We start from the raw sequence: 21,484 nt of genomic DNA on the forward strand, positions 1-21,484 counted from the left end.
TTCGAACAGGTCTTGACGCGGCTGGACGGGTCAGGGGCTGCGGTGCCGCTCCATCAGGGACACCTGATGATCGCGCACGCTCAGTCCCTCCCGCGGCGAGGCCGTCCACTGGCCGTCGGATCCCAATTCCCAGCAGCGGGTGGACGGATCCAGTGCGGATTGGAACAACTCGTCGAGCTGTGTGGTCAATCGCGGGTCTTTGACCTGTGCCATGACCTCGACCCGACGGTCGAGATTGCGATGCATCATGTCGGCACTGCCGATCCAGAATTCGCCGATGGCGTTGAAATGCAGAATCCGCGAGTGCTCCAGGAAACGGCCGAGAATCGAGCGGACGCTGATGTTTTCGGAGAAACCTGCGGCACCGGGGCGCAGCGCGCAGATGCCGCGCACCACCACTTCCACCCGCACACCGGCCTGTGATGCGCGGTAGAGCGCATCGATGACCTGTTCGTCGACCAGGGCGTTCATCTTCAACCGGATCCTGGCGTCATTGCCCCGCCGGTGGGCCTCGACTTCACGCTCTACCCGCTCGATGATGCCGGTGCGAATTCCGTGCGGTGCCACCAACAAATTGCGATAGGTGAGCTTGCGCGAGTAGCCGGTCAGGGTGTTGAACAAGTCGGTCAGGTCGGCGCCGATGTCGGGATCGGCGGTCAGCAGCCCGACATCCTCGTACAGTCGTGCCGTCTTACCGTTGTAGTTGCCGGTTCCGACGTGGCAGTACCGCCGGATGATCGGACCTTCGCGGCGCACCACCAGGCACGTCTTGCAGTGCGTCTTGAGCCCGACGAATCCGTAGACAACGTGGACCCCCGCCTGCTCCAGCGTTCGCGCCCAACGGATGTTGGCCTGTTCGTCGAAGCGCGCCTTGATCTCCACCAGTGCCACCACCTGCTTGCCGGCTTCGGCGGCGTCGATGAGCGCCCGCACGATCGGCGAATCACCGGACGTGCGATACAGCGTCTGTTTGATGGCCAGCACGTTGGGGTCGGCGGCGGCCAGTTCGATGAAGCGCTGCACGCTGGTGGAGAACGAATCGTAGGGATGGTGCACCAGCACATCGCCTTCGCGCAGGGTCGCGAAGATGCTCTTCGGGGTCTCCCGGTCGGCGAAGGCTGGATGGGTGGCCGGCACGAACGCCCGGTCCTTCAGGGCCGGACGGTCCACCCCGTAGATCTGCCACAGCGACGACAAGTCCAGCAGCCCAGGCACTTCGATGACGTCGCCGGGATGGACATCGAGTTCGCGCAGCAGCAGTTCGAGCATGCTCTCGGTCATGTCGTCGGCAACTTCGAGTCGCACCGGCGAACCGAAGCGCCGTCGTGCCAACTCCCGCTCGAGTGCCTGCAACAGGTCTTCGTCGCGATCTTCTTCCACTTCGAAGTCGGCGTTGCGGGTGATGCGGAACGTGTGATGTTGAACAATCTCCATGCCGGGGAACAGCACTGGGAGGAAAGCGGCGATCAACTCCTCCATCGGCAGGAATCGCACGATGCCCCGCTCGCGCCGCTCGCCGTCGGATTCCGCTTTCGTTTCCAGCTCCACAAAGCGGTCGACGTTGTCGGGCACCTTGACCCTGGCGAAGTGCTGGGTGCCGTCGTCGGGCTGTTTGACGGTGACCGCGAGGTTCAGACTCAACCCACTGACGAAGGGGAACGGGTGGGCGGGGTCGACGGCCAGCGGGGTCAGGACGGGGAAGACCTGATCGTGGAAATACGTCGACAACTGTTCGCGCTCAGCCTCGTCCAGGTCGGCCCACGTGATGATGTAGATGCCTTCTTCCTCCAGCGCGGGGGATACCTCGTCGAGGAACACCCGGGCGTGGCGGCTGGCGATCTGCTGGGTCTGTTCGCCGATGCGCCGCAACTGCTCACGCGGCGTCAGTCCGTCGGCCGAGCGGACCGACAGCCCCATTTCGTCGCGGCGTTTGAGGCCGGCGACCCGAACCATGTAGAACTCATCCAGGTTGGAAGCAAAGATCGCCAGGAATTTGGCGCGCTCCAGCAGGGGCATCGAATTGTCGGCGGCCAGCGCCAGCACCCGGGCGTTGAAGTCCAGCCAGCTCAGTTCCCGATTCAGGTAGCGCTCGTCGGGCAGCGGGTCGTTGATCGCGGCGGGAGTCGCCGCCGGCGGTGCTGCAGGTGCCGAGTCGCCTGACTGCCGAGCACCCTCGTGGGTGGATGCATCCGCTTGGGGTGGGGCTTCGATTTCGGTCACCCTGCGATCATTGCCTATTACCCGTGGGCGAGGCCACCAGTCCTGGGAGATCGGCAACCCATCCATCTGGCGTTGAGATGCGATTCACCGAGCGGACATGTTGGGCCGTGTCTGCCGTCCCGCGGATTGCTGCTGCGGGGAATCAGCGGTGCGCGATCGCGCGCGCGGTCGCCGGGCCCACCCCGAGGCGGCGCGCGGCGGCCAGGTCGGCCGGTGTGTCGACGTCGCAGCGCAGACCGGGCCACGCTCCGGTGAGTTCGACGGCACCCGAATGCCGGTGTCGCGCGGCGGAATCCGGCCCGAACCGGGGATCGAGCGGGGTGCCGAAGGCACACAGTGCCGCGGTCCCCGTGCCGGCCCGGTCGGCGACGAAGCTGCGCTGGTGCGCGCGGGCGGCTGCGACCGCCTCGGCCAGCTCCTGGGACTGCAATGCCGGTAAATCACCTTGCAGCACAACAAGATTGGGAATGCTCGCGGCCATCGAACGTTCGGCGGCGACGATGGCGCTGTTCAACGGATCGGGATCACCCGCCGGGGTGGGGTCGGTCAGCACCTCGGCGCCGAGCCCGGATGCGGCCGCCCCGGCGGCCTCGTCCGGTGTGATCACCACGATCGAGTGCAACGACTCCACCCGGGCCGCGGCGGTCAGCGTGTCGACCAGCATGGCCAGCACCACCGCTTCGCGGGTCGGGGCCGAGAACACCGGCGCCAGCCGGGTCTTGGCGGCAGCCAACCGTTTGACGGCGATGATCAACCCCACATCTCCGCCTGCGCCGCCCATGGGGGCCATCCTGCCAGCGAGGCTTGGGCGCAACGCCTGCGAGTGTCAAGCTAGCGTGATGCCGGCAGGCGAGCGTCGCGCCAGAGTGACGGTGGCCGCAGAGCTCCGGGAGGGTGGATGACCGGCACGGGAACTGTCGTGGTGATGGGCGCCGGTGCGTGGGGCACCGTATTGGCCAAGGTGCTCGCTGATGCCGGGGGAGAGGTCACCCTGTGGGCGCGGCGGGCGGAGGTCGCCAAGCGGATCAACGCCACCCGGTCCAATCCCGACTACCTGCCCGGTATGCACCTGCCGGCCGGGATTCGCGCCACGTCGGACGCCGAGGAGGCCCTCACCGGCGCGACCACCGTGCTGCTCGGAGTCCCGGCGCAGACCATGCGATCCAACCTGGAGAACTGGAACGGGATGTGGGCCGACGGTGCCACCCTGGTCAGCCTGGCCAAAGGCATCGAGCTGGGCACCCTGATGCGGATGAGCCAGGTCATCGTCTCGGTCACCGGAGTCGACGCCGCGCAGGTCGCGGTGATCTCAGGACCCAACCTGGCCAGCGAGATCGCGCAGGGCCAGCCGGCCGCCACCGTCGTCGCCTGCAACGACTCCGGGCGTGCCGTCGCGCTGCAACGGTTCTTGAACAGCGGCTATTTCCGCCCGTACACCAACTCCGACGTGGTGGGCACCGAAATCGGCGGTGCCTGCAAGAACGTGATCGCGCTGGCCTGCGGAATGGCGGTCGGGGTGGGCTTGGGCGAAAACACCGTCGCAGCCATCATCACCCGCGGGCTGGCCGAGATCATGCGGCTGGGTCTTGCCCTGGGCGCCAAAGGCGCAACCCTGGCGGGTCTGGCCGGGGTGGGCGACCTGGTGGCAACCTGCACCTCGCCCTACTCGCGCAACCGCTCGCTGGGCGAACGCCTGGGCCGCGGGGACACCGTGTCCTCGGCGTTGCACAGCAAGGACGGGCACGTCGTGGAAGGCGTCACGTCCTGCCAGTCGGTGCTGGCGCTGGCGTCCAGCTACGACGTCGAGATGCCGCTCACCGACGCCGTGCACCGGGTATGCCACAAGGGCCTGTCGGTGAACGAGGCGATCGCCCTGCTGCTGGGCCGCAGCACCAAGCCGGAGTGAAATGACTCTCCGCTGACCTGCGCAATCCCGCGACGCGGCGCCGCAACCGGTAGCGTCTCCAGGTTGTGACTGCCAGCAATCGGGTGCGCGTCGCCGTCGTTTTCGGCGGCCGCAGCAACGAGCACGCCATTTCGTGCGTGTCTGCGGGCAGCATTCTGCGCAATCTCGACCCGCAGCGGTTCGAGGTGGTCGCGATCGGCATCACGCCGCAGGGCTCGTGGGTGCTCACCGACGGCAACCCCGACGCGTTGACGATCAGCAACCGGCAACTGCCTGCGGTGAGCCCGGAATCGGGTACCGAACTGGCGCTGCCGGCCGACCCGCAGCGCGGCGGCGAACTGGTGTCGCTGCGGCCCGGCGCCACCGAAGTGCTGGGCGCGGTCGACGTGGTGTTCCCGGTCCTGCACGGCCCCTACGGCGAGGACGGCACCATTCAGGGCCTGCTCGAACTCGCCGGCGTGCCGTACGTCGGCGCCGGCGTGCTGGCCAGTGCGGCCGGGATGGACAAAGAATTCACCAAGAAGCTGCTGGTCGCCGAGGGCCTGCCGGTGGGTGACTACACCGTGTTGCGGTCGTCCCAGCCGACGTTGCACCCCGAGGAACGCGAACGGTTGGGACTGCCCGCGTTCGTCAAACCCGCGCGCGGGGGTTCCTCCATCGGGGTCAGCCGGGTGACGAGTTGGGACCAGTTGCCCGACGCGATTGCGCAGGCCCGCCGCCACGACCCGAAGGTGATCGTGGAGGCCGCCATCAGTGGTCGCGAGCTGGAGTGCGGGGTGCTCGAAATGCCGGACGGCACAATCGAAGCCAGCACACTGGGTGAGATCCGGGTGGCCGGGGTGCGGGGTCGCGAGGACTCCTTCTACGACTTCGCCACCAAGTACCTCGACGACGCCGCCGAACTGGACGTGCCGGCAAAGGTCGACGACGACATCGCGGACACGGTGCGGCAGTTGGCGATTCGTTCGTTCGCCGCCATCGACTGCCAGGGCCTGGCCCGGGTGGACTTCTTCCTGACCGACGCAGGCCCGGTGATCAACGAGATCAACACGATGCCGGGCTTCACCACCATCTCGATGTACCCGCGGATGTGGGCGGCAAGCGGCGTCGATTATCCGACCCTGTTGGCCACCATGGTGGACACGGCGCTGGCGCGGGGTGTGGGGCTGCGTTAGCCGATAGCCGATAGCCGTTAGCCGGGCCGGGCGGGGTCGATTGGGACCGCGGCCAGGGTGCGGTCGATGACGGCGGAGAGTTCCTGAATCGGCGTCGGCCCCGATCCGCCGGGCAGGGTCAGTGCCACGTAGACCGGACGGTCCACGGTGTACCAGGTCGATTCGGTCCCGTGGGTGCCGGCCGGCTCGGACACCTGGAACCACTGCACCCGGTCGACGCCCTGGATCGGTACGCCCACCACGAAGCCGGCCGGACGCGGCATGCCGCAGCGCAGCACCACGGCACCGCCGTCGGACCGCCAGGCGCGGGCGCCATCGGGAGCGGGCTGCGCCAGATCCGCGCGCTGGTAGTCGCCGAGTCGCTGCGGCAGGGCGGCGAGCAGCGCCTGACACTCGGGGCTCGCCGCCTGCGGGGCCGCAGCCGCCGCGATGACGACCGGTGGCCGCGGTGCGCGGCGGTTGACCGCGACGACCAGGAGCGCCCCGATCGTCGCCACGGCCAGCACCAGCGCGGCGATCAGCGCGGCGCGCGGTGGGCCGCCGGGCTCGGAGTTGCCTGCCACTGCTGGTTACCTCCGCAATTACACTGACGCGGTCCGCCCGAACCGGCAGGGAACCAACGTACCGGTTCGTCGGGCCGCATGCGGGAGGAGGCGGGGTGAGCGACGACGCGGCCGGGCAGTCCCCGACGCTGCAGCAGTCCGGTGAGTTCGCCGTGATCGAGCGTCTGGTGCGCGACCGCCGGCAGCCCGCCGCGGTCACCCTGGGCCCCGGGGACGACGGGGCCGTGGTGTCGGGAACCGTGGTCTCGACCGACATGCTGGTGCAGGACCGGCACTTTCGGCTGGACTGGTCGTCGCCGCACGACGTCGGCCGCAAGGCCATCGCGCAGAACGCCGCCGACATCGAGGCGATGGGTGCGCGACCCACCGCGTTCGTGGTGGGTTTCGGGGCGCCCGGCAGTACACCGACGGCCGAAGTGATCGCCCTGGTCGACGGCATGTGGGACGAGGCGGACCGGATCGGCGCCGGCATCGCGGGCGGGGATTTGGTGAGCTGCCCGCAGTGGGTGGTGTCGGTGACGGTGCTGGGTGACCTGAACGGTCGTGCGCCGGTCATGCGGTCGGGGGCTCGGCCCGGGTCGGTGGTTGCGGTCACCGGTGAACTGGGCCGATCCGCAGCAGGATATGAATTGTGGCGCAACGGCATTGAGGAATTCCGCGAGCTACGCCGTCGGCATCTGGTGCCGCAACCGCCCTACGGTCAGGGGGCGATCGCCGCGGCCGGTGGCGCCACAGCGATGATCGACGTCTCCGATGGACTGATCTCGGATCTGCGGCACGTCGCGAAGGCCTCCGGCGTTGCCATCGATCTGTCGGCTGCGTCATTGGCCGCCGATCACGATGCGGTGACCGGCGCTGCCGCGGCGGTGGGTGTCGACGGCTGGTCATGGGTGCTGGGCGGCGGGGAAGACCACGCCCTGGTGGCGTGTTTCAGCGATGCGGTGCCCGACTCGTGGCGGGTGATCGGACGGGTGCTCGACGGGCCGGCGCGGGTGATGGTCGACGGTGTCGACTGGACGGGTCATGCGGGGTGGGAGTCTTTCGCGGGGTGAGGCCGTTGCCGGCGCCGAGCCGGTATCCAGGGCTGGCGCTCCTCGGCGTGTCGGCACTCTGAGTGCAGGCTCGGTGCCACCAGTGCAGTCTCGGTCTCACCGTGCGCGGCACGACGCGCGTTAGGGTGGCGCGGTGACCGTCTACGCCTTCAACCAGCCCGGGTCGCCGTGACCGCCCGTCCGTTGCCCGAACTGGTCGAAGCGGGCTGGGCGAGCGCACTCGAGCCGGTCGCCGACCAGGTGGCCCAGCTGGGCCAGTTCCTGCGCGACGAGATCACCGCCGGCCGGCGATATCTTCCCGCCGGACCAAACGTGCTGCGTGCCTTCACCTTTCCGTTCGATGACGTTCGGGTACTGATCGTCGGCCAGGATCCCTACCCGACGCCCGGGCATGCGGTGGGCCTGAGCTTCTCGGTCGCGCCAGACGTGCGGCCGCTGCCGCGCAGCCTGGCCAACATCTTCGACGAGTACGCCAAAGACCTCGGTTACCCGCCGCCGTCGTGCGGAGATCTCACCCCGTGGGCGCAACGGGGCGTCTTGCTGCTGAACAGGGTGCTCACCGTGCGGCCCAGCACCCCGGCGTCGCACCGCGGAAAGGGATGGGAGGCGGTGACGGAGTGCGCGATTCGCGCCCTGGTCGGTCGCCAGAAGCCGATGGTGGCGATTCTGTGGGGACGCGACGCCTCAACCCTCAAGCCTATGCTGGCCGACGGCGACTGCGCCTTCATCGAATCACCGCATCCGTCGCCGTTGTCGGCCTCGCGCGGCTTCTTCGGGTCGCGACCGTTCAGTCGCGCCAACGAACTGTTGGCGCGAATGGGCGCCGACCCGATCGACTGGCGGCTGCCCTAGCGCGCGCCTACCCGCCGGGGAAGTTGACGTCCTTGGTGACGGCCTTCCACTCCTCGATCGAGGCCGACATCGCGGCGATCTTGTCGCGCATCGCTTTGAGCACGTCGCGGCCCAGCAACAGCCGCAGTGGCGGTTCGTCGAGTTCGGTGACCATCAGCACCGCCTCGGCCACCTTGCGTGGGTCACCCGGCAGGTGATCGGCGAACTGCTTGATGAGGTCCTTGCGGGCGGCGACGTCGGCGTAATCGGCGATGGGAGTGCTGGATTCCTTCATCGATCGCGACGCCCAGTCGGTGCGGAAGGCGCCCGGTTCGATGGCGGTCACCTTGATACCCAGCGGCTTGACCTCCTGCGCAAGCGCTTCGGTCACCGCCTCCAGCGCAAATTTGGTCGACGAGTAGTAGGCGTTGGGCGGGTTGGCCACCAGCCCCGTCATGGACGAGATGTTGACGACATGGCCCGATCCGCGGGCCCGCATCGCCGGGAGCACCGCCTTGATCATGTCGACGGCACCGAAGTAGTTGACGTCGAAGAGCTTTCGCACCTCGGCGTCCTCACCCTCCTCCACCGCCGACAGATAGCCATGGCCGGCATTGTTGACCAGCACGTCGATGCCGCCGAAGGTCTCCTCCGCCGCGGCGACCGCGGCGGCGATCTGGCCGGCGTCGGTCACGTCGAGAGCCACGGGCAGGGCCCGGTCGCCGAACTCGTTGACGAAGTCGCGCACCGCATCGGCGTTACGTGCGGTGACGACGACGCTGTGTCCGGCTTCCAGGGCACCGCGGGCGATCTCGCGGCCGAACCCGGTGGAGCAACCGGTGACCAACCAGCGTGCCATATCAAAGTGTCCCTTCCGGGAGTCGCCGCAGATACGCCCTGCGGCGTTCGGCGAGTTCGGTTTTACGCTGTTGCTCGGTCACCCGCGGCAGGTTCGGTACCTCGGCGTCGAGCAGGTCGCGCTTGATCACCCGCCCGTGCGCACCCAGACCCGCACGGGGTCCGGTCTCGCCGAACTCGGCCATCCGCAACGTCAGGATGGCCTCGCGCAGACCGTCGGTGTCGATCCAGTTCGCCACACCGGGATCCTCGGGGGAGATCACATAGGTGTAGGTGCCGTCCTCGTTGGCCACCGACTGCGCCTTGTTGAGGCTTCCGGTGCGGTCGACGATGTCCAGCGTGGTACCCCAGATGTTGCTCAGCGGCACCGTGAAGTATTCGGCGCCACCATCGTTGACGTCCACCACGAAGGCCTCGTCCGGGGCGAGGTCGATGCGGCCCATCACATAGAACTGGTTGCGCATGGCGCCGTCGGTGTCTGCCGACCACGCCAGTTCGAACCGGTTGGCGGGCATCTTGTAGGCGCCGTGGCTGAGCTTGCCGGTGAAATTCGCGAAGTACGCCATCATCGCCGCGGTCGCCTCGGCCTGCTCGTCACGGGTGCGGGCCGGGGACGACGGTGCAGCGCCAAGGCGTTGCACCGCAAGGTGATTGGGGTCGTCACGGCCCCAGTCCAGCAAAACGTCGCGGATGTAGAACTCGTGCGCGGCCGCAGTGGTCCGCACGTGATTGGGTCGCCCCCCGGCGGGTTCGGCGTCGACGGTGATGGTGAAGCTGCCGTCGGAATCGACCGCCATGGTGCGGCCGTTGAGCACATCGACGGTGCCCATGTTCGCATCCCAGAGGGTGAAGTAATTCTCGGTCATGCGGTGTTCGCCGACGCGACCGTGGATCTCGTAGCGCTCGTCGCCGGAGATCGGGATAACCCGGTACACGCTGTCGGGATTGTCGATGCCCCACCGTGATCCGGGAATCGCGCGGCCGTCCACCGGGTGCGCCAGTCGGGTGATGCAGCTGACCTTGGGTCGCAGCTTGTCCTGGTTGGACGACCACACCGCCGCCGAGAACATCACCTCGGCGAACGCATCGTCGAACCGCTCGCGCATCGCGTCCGACGCCTTGGCGCGGCCCAGCCAGGTCTGCGCGACGTCGGCATAGGCGGCTTTGACGGTGGGGTGCTCGATCAGCTCGAGGGCGGCCAGTTCCTGTTCGTGCTGCGATGCCGTGGCGACCGGGTCATCACTCACTGGCTCCTCCTTGTGTATTCGTGAAATCGCTTGTTGTACAGACTGAATCGCTCGTCTACCAGTTCGGGCTGCAAACCGTAGGTCTGGAGACCGTAGGGCGGGCGCGCCGGCTCGCGGGGACGTTCGCGCAGCCAGCGTCGCATCGCGTCCTCGGCGTGGGACGTCAGCGGAAGCCCGATCGACTCGTAAACGCGGGACACCTGCCCGATCGGATCGGCGACCGCATCGTCGAACCCGATGTCGGTGACCCGCTCCGGTCCCCAGCCGTCCCGCGCCGTCATCGCCCTGTCGTTGGTCCATCCCATCCGCTCCAGCCACTGCGCGCCCACCCGGGGGAGGTCGACGGTGTCGGCGTGCATCGCGTGCAGGGTGGCGTTCAGGCCGGCCCCCGAGGCGATGGTGGTGCGCGGGTCCCGGTGCATGTGCACCAGGTGCAGTTCGGGGAACTGCGTGCGCAGCAGATCCAGATAGCCCAGGTGGGCCGGCGATTTCAGCACCCAGCGCTGCGGTTGTTCCCCGCGCTGCCGCTTCTGCCACTGCAGGAATTGCAGCATCCGGTGTAGGTGCCGGTAGGCCGGGGTGAAGTCTTGGTCGTCGAGCCAGGATCGGTAGTGCGGCAGGTGCGCGCCGGATTCGGGAACGTGGGACAGGAACGCATCGGCCAGGAAGACGATCTCCTCCTCGGCTTCCCGCGCATACATCGGATGGATCCGGAACAGGTCCGGCGCCAATTCCCGCGATTTCGCTTCGCGCCCTTCGCTGATCGCGATGCGGGGGTCGAGCCCGTCGAATCGGTAGCCTAGCTTTGGTGCGACCTCGACGACCTCCCAGCCGTACGCGCAGCTGAAGCGCGGGTCGGCCGCCAGCAGGCGTTGCAGCAGTGTGGTTCCGCTGCGCATCATGCCGACCACGACGATCGGCGGCGCCAGTCGTTCGGCCAGGATGTCGGGGTGCCGCCGGACCCATTCCTGGGTACGCAACCGCATCCGCAGGCTGTGCACGATGCCGGAGCGCAGGATGTAGGTGCCGATATCGTTGAGCCCGGCGTTCGGGTAGTCGTCCAGCAGCACGCGCAGCGGCCGCTCGAATTCGCCTGGCCCCCAATCGGTCAGCGACTCCTTGCGTTGCGCGTCGGCCAGGATGGCCGCGGCGTCGAAGGGTGCGGAGGCGTTGCCCACCAGGGTCAGAGCTTCAGGTGCTGGCTGACGTCGCCGACCTGGTCGACGAACATGACGCGGCAGTCGAAGTGCCACACGCCGTCGAGCCGGTGGAACGTGTCTTTGTAATGTCCGGTCACGATCACCTGTAGGGGCAGCTCGGGGGTGGCTTGGGTGACGCAGTAATACGAGGTACTGCGGGCGGTCCCGGCGGCCTCGTCGATGTACAACTGCACGTTGCTGGTGTTGTGTTTGGTCTTGGGGGTGCCGTCCTCATAGATGCGAGTGGCCATGTCATACATCTCGCGCACCCGGGCCGATCCGGCGAACACGGTCTCGGGCGGCCCGTCTTCCATCCCGCAGATGCGGCCGTGCTCGAAGAGCTGGGCGACGCCGTCCAGGTCGCCGCCGTCGAGCCGCTCGGCGTAGGTGTAGATCAGGTTGGTGATCTCTGTCGCGCTGTCACTCACCTTCGAACCGCCCTCGACGCCATCAGTCTGACTAATCTGACCTCGTGACGTTACCTTGGACGCCCGATCGGCTCGGCGACCTGACCGGCAAACGGGTCATCGTGACCGGAGCGACCAACGGGGTGGGGCTGGGCACCGCGCGAGCGCTGGTCAAAGCCGGCGCGCACGTCATTCTGGCGGTACGCAACACCGAGCTCGGTGAGCAACGCGCCGCGCAGCTTGGTGGCTCGACGTCGGTGGTCAAGCTCGATCTGGCCGACCTGTCCTCGGTGCGTGCCTTCCCCGATCTGATCGACGGCGACGTCGACATCCTGATCAACAACGCCGGCGCTCTGACCGAGCGGCGCCGCGACACCGTGGACGGCTTCGAGATGACGCTGGGCACCAACTTGCTCGGCCCGTTCGCGCTGACCAACTTGCTGCTGCCGCGGGTGCGGGCCCAGATCATCAATGTCGGATCCGACGCGCACCGCTCGGCGACGCTGCACCTCGACGATCTGCATCTGCGCCGCACCAAGTGGACGAGGCTGGGGGCCTACGCGCAGTCCAAGCTCACGGTGATGTTGTGGGGGCTCGAGCTCGACCGCCGGCTCCGTGCCGCAGGCTCGCCGATCGTCAGTCAGCTCACCCACCCGGGCTGGGTGGCGTCGAACCTGTCGCAGGTCGGCGACTCGCCGCTGATGTCGTTGGCGCACAAGGCGGTCAAGACGGTGGCCGACCGGCTGGCCAACGACATCGACGAGGGCGCGGCGCCCACGCTGTACTGCATCAGCGAACCGATCCCGCCGGGCAGCTATGTCGGCGTCAGCGGTCGGGGCGGGCTGCGCGGCGGCCCGGTGCTGATCGGCCGCACGGTGGTCGCGTGCGATTACGACACGGCCGGCCGGCTCGTGGCGTTCGCGGAAGAGGAGACCGGTACCACGTTGCAGATTCCCGGCCGTAAGTGAGCGGACGGCGCTGTGTGCGGGAGCCGCTAGCGGCGTGCGCCATGAGGGTGTCGATCGCGAAACCGCAGGGCTGCGGAAATCAACGCGGCGCCAACCGGCCCGTGGTCGTAGGCGTACACGATCGCGGCGGCGGCGCGATCGCGCAGATTGCGCCGCTCGGCGAGCCACGTCGTCGGCGCAACACCCGCGACATGACAACAACCCTCGAACGCATCAAAGCCGCTCTGTGAAAAGTGAGGCGGCGGGTAACGGCTTCAGCCGCGGGTGACCTTGCCGGCCTTGATGCACGACGTGCACACGTTGAGCCGCGTCTTGTTGCCGCCGGGACGGGTCACGGCGTGCACGGTCTGAACGTTGGGGTTCCACCGGCGGCTGGTGCGGCGGTGGGAGTGCGACACCGACTTACCGAAGCCGGGGCCTTTCCCGCAGATATCGCACACAGCGGCCATGGTTCAAACTCCTCAAGTCTTTGTTGCTGCGGTCCGGCGACCCGGTTCGGATCCGCCGGCCGGAAGTAGGCCGGGTTGGCCCGGCCGTCCCACAATACCGACTCCGGTAGGCAACCGCCAAAACGGCTCAACGAACCGCGACGCGTCGTGACCAGTGCTGTCGTGGCCGATAGCTAGGCTGCTGACTGGCTCACCGGCCGGCGGGACCGAGGTTACGCTAGCGCGCATCGGGGGCGTGCTGCGGCGGTAAGGAGGTGGGGGCGGGTTTGGCCACGGAGGATCGTCAGCTGGACGGCTCGGCCCTGCGGGACTGGGCGCACACCGCCGTGAGCGACCTGATCACCCACATCGACGAGATCAACCGCCTCAACGTGTTCCCGGTCGCCGATTCCGACACCGGTGCCAACATGCTGTTCACCATGCGTTCGGCGCTGGCCGAGGCGGATGCCGAAGCCAGTCGCGGCAGCCTGGACGTGGTCAGGGTCGCGGCGGCGTTGTCAGCGGGAGCGCTGCACGGCGCCCGCGGCAACTCCGGGGTGATCCTGTCGCAGATTCTGCGGGGATTCGCCGACGCGACCGCTGCTGCGGCCGCCGAATCCGGTGCGGCGCTACCGGCGATCGATGCCGCGCTCCTGGCCGCCGCGCTGTGGCGGGGGGTGGAACTGGTCGTCACCTCGATGGGGGGAAACGAGGTGCCAGGGACCATCGTGTCGGTGTTGCGGGCCGCCGCCGGTGCCGTCGACGAGTGTGCCGCCGCCGGCCAGTCGCTGCACCTTGCCCTCGTCGCGGCCGGGGATGCGGCGGTGATCGCGCTGGAGAAGACCCCCGAACAGCTGGACGTGCTCGCCGATGCCGGTGTGGTGGACGCCGGGGGCCGGGGGCTGCTGGTCATGCTGGACTCGCTGCGTTCGACGATCACCGGAGAGACGCCCACCCGGGCGGTCTACGAGCCGTCGCAGCCGCAGCAGAAGCCGCCGGCGATCGAGCGGGGTCCGGCGCCTCAGTTCGAGGTCATGTACCTGGTGGCCGGCTGCGATGCGGCGGCTGCGGACACGTTGCGGCAACGGCTGGAGGAATTGGGCGACTCGGTGGCCATCGCGGCCGCGCCGTCGGACAGCTACTCCGTGCACGTCCACACCGACGACGCCGGCGCCGCGGTGGAAGCCGGCCTGGCCGCCGGTCAGCTGAGCCGGATCGTGATCTCGGGACTCAGTTCCGGCGCGACCGGGCTGCCCGCGGGCAGCTGGACGCGGGAACGTGCGGTGCTTGCCGTCGTCGACGGCGACGGGGCCGAGGAGTTGTTCGCCGGTGAGGGTGCCTGCGTGCTGCGACCGGGGGCGGACGGCAGCGCCGATGCGCCCGGGATCACCGCCCATCAGTTGGTGCGCGCCGTGGTGGACAGCGGTGCCGCCCAGGTGATGGTGCTGCCGAACGGGTACGTGGCCGCTGAGGAGTTGGTGGCGGGGTGCACCGCGGCCATCGGCTGGGGTGTCGACGTGGTGCCGGTGCCGACCGGGTCGATGGTGCAGGGGCTGGCGGCATTGGCTGTGCACGACGCCGGCCGTCAAGCCGTCGACGACGGCTACACCATGGCCCGCGCCGCCGGCGCCGCCCGGCACGGATCGGTGCGGGTGGCTACCGAGAACGCGCTGACCTGGGCCGGAACCTGTAAACCGGGCGACGGCCTGGGCATCGCGGGCGATGAGGTGCTGATCGTCGCCGAGGACGTGGCCGCTGCCGCGATCGGCCTGCTGGACCTGCTGATGGCCTCGGGCGGTGACCTGATCACCGTGCTGATAGGCGGCGACCTGGACGACGCGGCGGCCGCTGGCATCGAGCAGGTGCTGGACAGACACATGCACGACCACCACCCGGGCAGCGAACTGGTGAGCTACCGCACCGGTCACCGCGGCGATGCGTTGCTGATCGGGGTGGAGTAGTGGCCTCGCTGACCGATCGGCTGGTCGACGTCATCGGGGGCAAGTCAGCCGGACAGCTGTACGAGTACTTCGGTCTGCGGACCGTCGACGACCTGTTGCGGCACTACCCACGCAGTTACCTGGAGGGCGCCTCCCGGCTCACGGCCGAAGACCAGCGTCCACAAGCCGGTGAGCACATCACCATCGTCGATGTCATCACCAAAAGGGCTTCCGGTGTGATGAAAAAGAAAAGTCCGACTCAGAAGAAAGCGCGAATGTGGTTGCGCATCACGGTCGGATCCGGCCGCGGTGAGGTGACTGCGACGTTCTTCAACGCCGAAGGCCTGATGAAGGACCTCACCGAGAACACGAAGGTGATGCTCTCCGGGGAGGTTGGATACTACGGCAAGACAATGCAATTCACCCATCCCGCGTTCTTGATCATGGACTCGACGGACGGGAGGAACCACGGCAGCGTCTCGCTGCGTGAGATCGCCGACGCGTCGACGTTGGTCACCGGCGAGTTGGCGATGTCGGAGTTCGAGCGTCGGGTCTACCCGATCTATCCGGCCAGCGCCAAAGTGCAGACCTGGCACATCTATGGCGCCGTAAAGCAGGTGCTGGACCAACTCGACCCGGTGCCCGATCCATTGCCCGCCGATTTGCGTGCCAGGTTGGGTTTGATCGACGAAGACGCAGCCTTACGCGGCATCCATTTGGCTGAACGACCGGCCGAGCGGGCGCGGGCGCGTGATCGCCTCACCTTCGACGAGGCCGTCGCTCTGCAGTGGGCGCTGGTCGGTCGCCGCCATGGTGAGTTGTCCGCATCCGGTCCCGTCGCCCCCCGGCGCGACGACGGTCTGGCAGCAGAACTGTTGCAGCGTTTGCCCTTTGAACTGACCGCCGGACAGCGTGAGGTGCTGTCCGTGGTGTCCGACGGGCTGGCCTCGGCTCGGCCGCTGAACCGGTTGCTGCAGGGTGAGGTCGGGTCCGGAAAGACCATCGTGTCGGTGCTGGCGATGCTGCAGATGGTCGACGCGGGTTACCAGTGCGCGCTGTTGGCGCCTACTGAAGTGCTTGCGGCACAACATTTTCGGTCCATCACCGAGGTGCTGGGTCCGCTGGCCACGGGCGGTCAGCTGGGAGCGGCCGCCGGGGACGGCTGGGAAGCCACCCGGGTGGTGCTGCTCTCCGGGTCCATGACCGCGGCGCAAAAGAAGCGGGCGCGGTCCGAGATCGCCGGCGGTGCGGCCGGGATCGTCATCGGCACCCACGCATTGCTGCACGACGCGGTGGAGTTCCACAAGTTGGGCATGGTGGTGGTCGACGAGCAACACCGGTTCGGTGTCGAGCAACGGGATCGGTTGCGCGCCAAGGCCCCGGCCGGCGTCACGCCGCATCTGCTGGTGATGACCGCGACGCCGATCCCGCGCAGTCTGGCCCTGACCGTGTACGGCGACCTGGAAACGTCGACCCTGCGCGAGCTGCCCCGGGGGCGTCAGCCCATCACCACCAAGGTGATCTTCGTCCGGGACAAGCGGGCCTGGCTGGAGCGTGGTTTTCAGCGCATCCGGGAGGAGGTCGCCGCCGGCCGCCAGGCCTATGTGGTGGCGCCGCGGATCGACGAGGAGGAAGCCGACGAGGCCGGAGACGACGGCAAGCGGCCGTCGGCGACCGCGGTCGGACTGTTCACCAGGCTGCGCTCGGCCGAGCTGGCCGGGCTGCGGCTGGGTCTGATGCACGGACGGCTCTCCGCTGACGAGAAGGACGCCGTGATGGCGTCCTTCCGCAGCGGCCAGACCGATGTGCTGGTCTGTACCACCGTGATCGAAGTGGGTGTCGACGTCCCCAACGCCACCGTGATGCTGGTGATGGATGCCGACCGGTTCGGCATCAGCCAGTTGCATCAACTGCGCGGCCGCATCGGCCGCGGCCGGCACCCGAGCCTTTGCCTGCTGGCGAGCTGGACGTCAGCGGGTTCTCCGGCAGGCAAAAGGCTGGAGGCGGTCGCCGGGACGATCGACGGATTTGTGCTCGCCGACCTGGATCTCAAAGAGCGCAGAGAAGGAGATGTGCTGGGCCGCAATCAATCGGGTCGGGCTATCGTGCTGCGGTTGTTGTCGCTGGCCGACCACCTCGAGTTCATCGAGAACGCTCGGGACTTCTGCGAGGCCGCCTACGCCACCAACCCCGACGATCCCGGATTGTCCTCGCTGGCAGCCCGATTCACCGATACCGATCAGATCGAGTACCTGGACAAGTCATGACGAACCGTCGAACCCTGCTGTGGCTGGCCGCGGTCGCTGCCGTGGCGGTGCTGGTCGCATACCAGACGCTGGGGTCCTCCGCCGCCCGACAAGCCCAGGAGTTCGCTGCGCGCGCCGACGTACCGACCGTGGCGCCCGGCGACGATGTGCTCGCCGGGGTGCTGCTGTTGCCGTTTCGGGCACACCGGTTCGACTACCGCCGGTCCGCGTTCGGCGACGCCTGGGACGACGACAACGATGCGCCGCTGGGCCACAACGGTTGTGACACCCGTAACGACATCCTCAACCGCGATCTGGTGGACGTCACGCACGTGTTCACCAAGCGGTGTCCCGACGCCGTGGCCACCGGCACCCTGCACGACCCGTACACCAACACCGTCGTCGCGTTTCAGCGCGGCGCCAAGGTCGGCGAATCGGTGCAGATCGATCATCTGGTACCGCTGGCGTATGCCTGGGACATGGGCGCCTACGGTTGGCCGGAGGCCCAACGGGTGCGCTTTGCCAACGACCCGGCGAACCTGCTGGCCGTGCAGGGCAGGGCCAACCAGGACAAGGGCGATTCGCCGCCGTCGCAATGGATGCCGCCCAACGGTGCTTTCGCGTGTCAATACGCCGTGCAGTTCATCGCGGTGCTGCGTGGCTACGCGCTGCCGTTGGATCAAGCGTCCAGCGGCGTGCTGCGAGACGCGGCGGCCACCTGCCCCGCCCGCTGATCGGCGCTCAGGTGCCGGCGTAGTTGTCCGGATCCGGGCGCAGCCGGGTGCCGTCGTTGAGCCCGTTCAGCGCGTCGACGTGCTCGGCGGCCAGCTCGAAATCGAACACATCCAAGTTGCCGGCGATGTGTTCGGGTTTTGCCGAGCGGAACACCACCGAGTTGCCCAACTGCACGTTCCACCGCAGCAGGACCTGGGCGGGCGTCTTGCCGTACTCGCCGGCGATCGACGTCACCGTCGGGTTGTCATTCAACTTGCCCAGCGCCAGCGGGGTGTAGGACTGCGTGACGATGTCGTGCTCGGCGTTCGCCTTGCGCAGCTCCTCCTGGTTGAGCAGCGGGTGCAACTCGATCTGATTGACCGAGGGGGTGACGAAAGTCAGGTCGATGGCCATCGTCAGGTGCTCCGCGGTGAAGTTGGACACCCCGATCGAGCGGGCGTGCTGCTCGCCGCGGCACTGGATCAGGCCACCCCACGAGTCCACGTACTTGCCCAGCGACGCGGCCGGCCAGTGAATCAGGTACAGGTCGACGTAATCGAGGCCGAGGGTCTCCAGGCTGCGCCGGCAGGCTTCCTGCGAGGACTTGAAACCCTGGTCAGCGGTGGCCAGCTTGGTAGTGACGAACAACTCGGCGCGCGGAATGCCCGACGCGGCGATCGCCCGGCCCACCGCCGCTTCGTTGCCGTAGGCGGCCGCGGTGTCGATGAGCCGGCAACCGACTTCGAGTGCGGCCGAGACGGCGCGTTCTGTCTCGTCGTCCGACAATTCCGCGGTGCCGAGACCCAGCACCGGCATCGTCTGCTCGTCGTTGAGGGCTATCGAGGGGATAGAACCGGGGACAGAAGCGGCGCCCGACTCGCCAGTCAACGTCATCACCTACCTATGAAATTTGAGCGTTCTCCGATTAGGGCCCAGCCTGGTGCCGCAGTCCGCACGGCTCGGGGATCACATATTACCGAGTTGACTATGCGATCTAACCAACGCCCGGGCTGGTGTCCGCTCCCAATGTCGGACATTCGTCGCACCGTCGGGCAGGCGGCGGCCGGATTTCGCCCGTTCGGCACGACGTAAGGTGGGCCGGCACGAGGCAATTTCAAGGGAGCGGCCGATGACCAAGAGTCTGTCAGGCGCGCCGGACCTCCATCTTGGAGCAAAGCGCGCACCGACCGGTTGGGTGACGCGCGTCCAGAACACGGTCACCAGCGTCGGCGCGAAAGTCATTCCGCGGATCCCGGACGGCGCCAAGCGCCTGCTGACCCGCGGGCGTTCGGTGACCATCGACGGCAACACCCTGGACCCCACCTTGCAGCTGCTGTTGACGGGACAGCGCGCCGTGGGGATCGGCGGCCTGGTGGTCGACGACGACGCGCGCACCTCCCGGGCGACGATGCGGGACGGCCTGCAGGCCATGCCCGGTCCGCAGATTCACGTCGACGTTGCCGAGATCTCGATTCCCGGGCCGGCAGGTCCGATCCCGGCGCGGCACTACCGCCCGGCAACCGCGAATGCGCCGCTGCTGGTCTTCTATCACGGTGGCGGCTGGTCGATCGGCGACCTGGACACCCACGACGCGCTGTGCCGATTGACCTGCCGGGACGGGGAGATGCATGTGCTGTCGATCGATTACCGGCTGGCACCTGAGCATCCGGCACCCGCGGCGATCGAGGATGCGTACGCCGCGTTCGGGTGGGCCTGGGAGCACGCTGAGGAACTGGGTGCGGCGCCCGGGCGGGTGGCGGTCGGCGGCGACAGCGCCGGCGGCAACCTGGCGGCCGTCGTCAGCCAGCTCGCGCGGGACAACGGCGGACCGGCCCCGGTGTTGCAGTGGCTCATCTACCCGCGAACCGACTTCACCGCGCAGACCCGCTCGCTGAGCCTGTTCGCGCGTGGCTTCCTGCTGACCAGACGCGACATCGACTGGTTCACCTCGCAGTACCTGCGCAAGTCCGGGATCGACGCGTCCGACCCACGGGTGTCACCGGCGCTGGCGGATTCGCTGTCCGACCTGGCACCCGCGCTGATCGCGGTCGCCGGGTTCGATCCGCTGCGCGACGAGGGTCAGGAGTACGCCGAGGCGCTGCGGGCCGCGGGCACCGCTGTGGACCTGCGCTACCTGGGATCGCTGACGCACGGCTTCGCCAATCTCTTCCCGCTCGGGGGTGGCAGCGCCGCCGGAACGGGCGAGCTGATCTCGGCGCTGCGGGCACACCTGAGCCGGTGCTGACCTGCGGCTGCGGCGCCGTCGGTACTCTAGAGTCGCCCGACCGCAGGTGAAGCAAACGAAACGTGAGGATTCTGTGGCCGAAAAACCCAAGCGCCCCGCGCGGCTCGACCTGAAGTCCGGCGACGGCAGGTCCGGCCGACTCATCCAAATCGGCGGCACGTTGATCGTCGTGCTGTTCGCCGTCGGTCTGGTCTTCTACATCGTGACGAGTCACAACAAGAAGCAGGCCGCCGGTGCGGGAGCCGAGGGCGCCGTCCGCGTGACCTCGAGCAAACTGGTCGCCGACAACGGCAAACCCAAGGCGACCGTGGCCTTCTACGAGGACTTCCTGTGCCCGGCGTGCGGCGATTTCGAGCGCACCTTCGGTCGCACGGTCGCCAAGCTCATCGACATCGGCGCGATCGCCGGTGACTACACGATGGTCACCATCCTGGACAGTCCGGCCACCCAGAACTACTCCTCGCGGGCGGCCGCCGCGGCCTACTGCGTGGCCGACGAGTCCATGGACGCCTTTCGCCGCTTCCACGAAGCGCTGTACAGCAAGGGCATTCAGCCGTCCGAAACGGGTGACCGGTTCCCCGACAATGCGCGACTGATCGAGCTCGCGCGCCAGGCGGGCGCCGCCGGCAAGGTGCCGGACTGCATCAACAGCGGCAAGTACATCGGCAAGGTCACCGGGTTGGCGGCAGCCAACAAGATCCGCGCGACCCCGACCGTGCGGATCAACGGCACCGAATTCGAGCGGACGTCACCGGCAGCGCTCGTCGCCAAGGTCAGAGACATCGTCGGCAACATCCCCGGGATGGACGAGGCCGCGGCAGTGGCGAACACCTGACCACGTGGCGGCTGATCTCGTCCCCGAGGTGGACTCCGACGCGGCTGACCCGCCCGGCGAACTCGAACCGTCCGGACCGTGGGTACCCGCGCCCAGTGCATGGTGGGTGCTGATCGCCGGGGTGATCGGTCTGCTCGCCTCCGTCACGCTGACGGTGGAGAAGATCGCGTTGCTGCTCAACTCGTCCTACGTGCCGTCCTGCAACATCAACCCGATCGTGTCGTGCGGTTCGGTGATGGTGACCCCGCAGGCTTCGGTGCTCGGCTTCCCCAACTCGCTGCTCGGTATCGCCGGTTTCACGGTGGTGGTGGTCACCGGGGTGTTGGCCGTGGCGAAAGTTCAGCTGCCGCAATGGTATTGGGTGGGGTTGGTGATCGGGTTGACAGCCGGCACGGTGTTTGTGCACTGGCTGATCTTTCAGAGCCTGTACCGCATCGGGGCGCTGTGCCCGTACTGCATGGTGGTGTGGGCGGCCACCGTGACGCTGCTGGTGGTCGCGGCCTCGATCCTGGTGCGTCCGGCCGCGACGGGAAATACCGCGCTGCGGTTACTGTTCGGCTGGCGCTGGTCGCTGGTCACGTTCTGGTTCACCGGGGTATTCCTGCTGATCATGGCGCGGTTCTGGAATTATTGGTCGACACTCATTTGAT

General features: G+C 67.9%; 21 protein-coding genes. 12 read left to right on the forward strand and 9 right to left on the reverse strand.

Features of this window, described 5'->3' with window-relative positions; genetic code table 11:
• Window positions 1–30 precede the first annotated feature (30 nt).
• The gene (locus AC5Y5Z_RS07070; protein WP_463827068.1) at window positions 31–2,286 is read right to left on the reverse strand and encodes an RNA degradosome polyphosphate kinase; all 2,256 of its coding nucleotides are present in this window, start codon (window positions 2,284–2,286) and stop codon (window positions 31–33) included.
• Window positions 2,287–2,362: 76 nt separating this feature from the next.
• Window positions 2,363–3,001, reverse strand: coding sequence for a 2-phospho-L-lactate guanylyltransferase (gene cofC, locus AC5Y5Z_RS07075; protein ID WP_499924178.1), 639 nt, complete (start codon window positions 2,999–3,001; stop codon window positions 2,363–2,365).
• A 117-nt stretch (window positions 3,002–3,118) separates the two neighbouring features.
• On the opposite strand from cofC, the gene AC5Y5Z_RS07080 reads away from it, so the two are divergent.
• Window positions 3,119–4,126 (forward strand): NAD(P)H-dependent glycerol-3-phosphate dehydrogenase, encoded by a 1,008-nt coding sequence (locus AC5Y5Z_RS07080; protein ID WP_473139993.1) that lies wholly within the window; start codon window positions 3,119–3,121, stop codon window positions 4,124–4,126.
• Window positions 4,127–4,191: 65 nt separating this feature from the next.
• The gene (locus AC5Y5Z_RS07085; RefSeq protein WP_463827065.1) at window positions 4,192–5,301 is read left to right on the forward strand and encodes a D-alanine--D-alanine ligase family protein; all 1,110 of its coding nucleotides are present in this window, start codon (window positions 4,192–4,194) and stop codon (window positions 5,299–5,301) included.
• 17 nt (window positions 5,302–5,318) lie between these two features.
• On the opposite strand, the gene AC5Y5Z_RS07090 is transcribed toward AC5Y5Z_RS07085, so the two are convergent.
• Window positions 5,319–5,864: a DUF3515 domain-containing protein gene (locus AC5Y5Z_RS07090; RefSeq protein ID WP_463827064.1), complete on the reverse strand. Its 546-nt coding sequence runs from the start codon at window positions 5,862–5,864 to the stop codon at window positions 5,319–5,321.
• A 95-nt stretch (window positions 5,865–5,959) separates the two neighbouring features.
• Between AC5Y5Z_RS07090 and AC5Y5Z_RS07095 the strand changes: the two genes are divergently transcribed.
• Together AC5Y5Z_RS07095 and AC5Y5Z_RS07100 are read left to right on the forward strand one after the other, a co-directional pair.
• Window positions 5,960–6,916, forward strand: a complete 957-nt coding sequence (locus tag AC5Y5Z_RS07095; protein ID WP_499924183.1) for a thiamine-phosphate kinase — start codon at window positions 5,960–5,962, stop codon at window positions 6,914–6,916.
• 168 nt (window positions 6,917–7,084) lie between these two features.
• Window positions 7,085–7,768, forward strand: coding sequence for a uracil-DNA glycosylase (locus AC5Y5Z_RS07100; protein WP_499924185.1), 684 nt, complete (start codon window positions 7,085–7,087; stop codon window positions 7,766–7,768).
• A gap of 7 nt (window positions 7,769–7,775) precedes the next feature.
• Here AC5Y5Z_RS07100 and AC5Y5Z_RS07105 read toward each other — a convergent pair whose 3' ends face one another.
• The 4 genes from AC5Y5Z_RS07105 to AC5Y5Z_RS07120 are packed head-to-tail and all read right to left on the reverse strand — an operon-like array spanning window position 7,776 to window position 11,479.
• Window positions 7,776–8,606, reverse strand: coding sequence for an oxidoreductase (locus AC5Y5Z_RS07105; RefSeq protein ID WP_499924187.1), 831 nt, complete (start codon window positions 8,604–8,606; stop codon window positions 7,776–7,778).
• Between the two features lies 1 nt (window position 8,607).
• Window positions 8,608–9,852, reverse strand: coding sequence for a DUF1214 domain-containing protein (locus AC5Y5Z_RS07110; protein WP_463827060.1), 1,245 nt, complete (start codon window positions 9,850–9,852; stop codon window positions 8,608–8,610).
• Entirely contained in the window at window positions 9,849–11,030 is a 1,182-nt protein-coding gene (locus AC5Y5Z_RS07115; protein WP_499924189.1) for a sulfotransferase family protein, read from the reverse strand. The genes AC5Y5Z_RS07110 and AC5Y5Z_RS07115 overlap by 4 nt, the downstream gene beginning before the upstream one ends.
• A gap of 5 nt (window positions 11,031–11,035) precedes the next feature.
• Window positions 11,036–11,479, reverse strand: coding sequence for a nuclear transport factor 2 family protein (locus tag AC5Y5Z_RS07120; protein ID WP_499924192.1), 444 nt, complete (start codon window positions 11,477–11,479; stop codon window positions 11,036–11,038).
• Between the two features lie 44 nt (window positions 11,480–11,523).
• Between AC5Y5Z_RS07120 and AC5Y5Z_RS07125 the strand changes: the two genes are divergently transcribed.
• On the forward strand, window positions 11,524–12,426 hold the full coding sequence (locus tag AC5Y5Z_RS07125) for an SDR family NAD(P)-dependent oxidoreductase (protein ID WP_499924195.1): 903 nt from the start codon (window positions 11,524–11,526) through the stop codon (window positions 12,424–12,426).
• 41 nt (window positions 12,427–12,467) lie between these two features.
• Complete coding sequence (locus AC5Y5Z_RS07130) at window positions 12,468–12,656, forward strand: hypothetical protein (RefSeq protein ID WP_499924198.1); 189 nt, start codon at window positions 12,468–12,470, stop codon at window positions 12,654–12,656.
• A gap of 24 nt (window positions 12,657–12,680) precedes the next feature.
• Here AC5Y5Z_RS07130 and rpmB read toward each other — a convergent pair whose 3' ends face one another.
• Window positions 12,681–12,875 (reverse strand): 50S ribosomal protein L28, encoded by a 195-nt coding sequence (gene rpmB, locus AC5Y5Z_RS07135; RefSeq protein ID WP_463827055.1) that lies wholly within the window; start codon window positions 12,873–12,875, stop codon window positions 12,681–12,683.
• A gap of 266 nt (window positions 12,876–13,141) precedes the next feature.
• Between rpmB and AC5Y5Z_RS07140 the strand changes: the two genes are divergently transcribed.
• The 3 genes from AC5Y5Z_RS07140 to AC5Y5Z_RS07150 are packed head-to-tail and all read left to right on the forward strand — an operon-like array spanning window position 13,142 to window position 17,774.
• Window positions 13,142–14,815: a DAK2 domain-containing protein gene (locus tag AC5Y5Z_RS07140; RefSeq protein WP_499924201.1), complete on the forward strand. Its 1,674-nt coding sequence runs from the start codon at window positions 13,142–13,144 to the stop codon at window positions 14,813–14,815.
• Window positions 14,815–17,061, forward strand: coding sequence for an ATP-dependent DNA helicase RecG (gene recG / locus AC5Y5Z_RS07145; RefSeq protein ID WP_499924203.1), 2,247 nt, complete (start codon window positions 14,815–14,817; stop codon window positions 17,059–17,061). Before AC5Y5Z_RS07140 ends, recG begins: the two co-directional genes overlap by 1 nt.
• Window positions 17,058–17,774, forward strand: a complete 717-nt coding sequence (locus AC5Y5Z_RS07150; RefSeq protein ID WP_473139981.1) for an HNH endonuclease family protein — start codon at window positions 17,058–17,060, stop codon at window positions 17,772–17,774. Before recG ends, AC5Y5Z_RS07150 begins: the two co-directional genes overlap by 4 nt.
• Window positions 17,775–17,781: 7 nt before the next feature.
• On the opposite strand, the gene AC5Y5Z_RS07155 is transcribed toward AC5Y5Z_RS07150, so the two are convergent.
• Window positions 17,782–18,642, reverse strand: a complete 861-nt coding sequence (locus tag AC5Y5Z_RS07155; protein ID WP_463827051.1) for an aldo/keto reductase — start codon at window positions 18,640–18,642, stop codon at window positions 17,782–17,784.
• A 241-nt stretch (window positions 18,643–18,883) separates the two neighbouring features.
• Between AC5Y5Z_RS07155 and AC5Y5Z_RS07160 the strand changes: the two genes are divergently transcribed.
• The 3 genes from AC5Y5Z_RS07160 (at window position 18,884) to AC5Y5Z_RS07170 (ending at window position 21,483) form a co-directional block, all read left to right on the forward strand.
• The gene (locus AC5Y5Z_RS07160) at window positions 18,884–19,999 is read left to right on the forward strand and encodes an alpha/beta hydrolase (protein ID WP_473139980.1); all 1,116 of its coding nucleotides are present in this window, start codon (window positions 18,884–18,886) and stop codon (window positions 19,997–19,999) included.
• Between the two features lie 73 nt (window positions 20,000–20,072).
• Window positions 20,073–20,834 (forward strand): DsbA family protein, encoded by a 762-nt coding sequence (locus AC5Y5Z_RS07165; protein WP_463827049.1) that lies wholly within the window; start codon window positions 20,073–20,075, stop codon window positions 20,832–20,834.
• Window positions 20,835–20,862: 28 nt separating this feature from the next.
• Window positions 20,863–21,483, forward strand: coding sequence for a vitamin K epoxide reductase family protein (locus AC5Y5Z_RS07170; protein WP_499924584.1), 621 nt, complete (start codon window positions 20,863–20,865; stop codon window positions 21,481–21,483).
• The last annotated feature ends 1 nt before the right edge of the window (window position 21,484 follow it).

The sequence above is a fragment of the Mycobacterium sp. NGS29 genome, assembly GCF_059812965.1.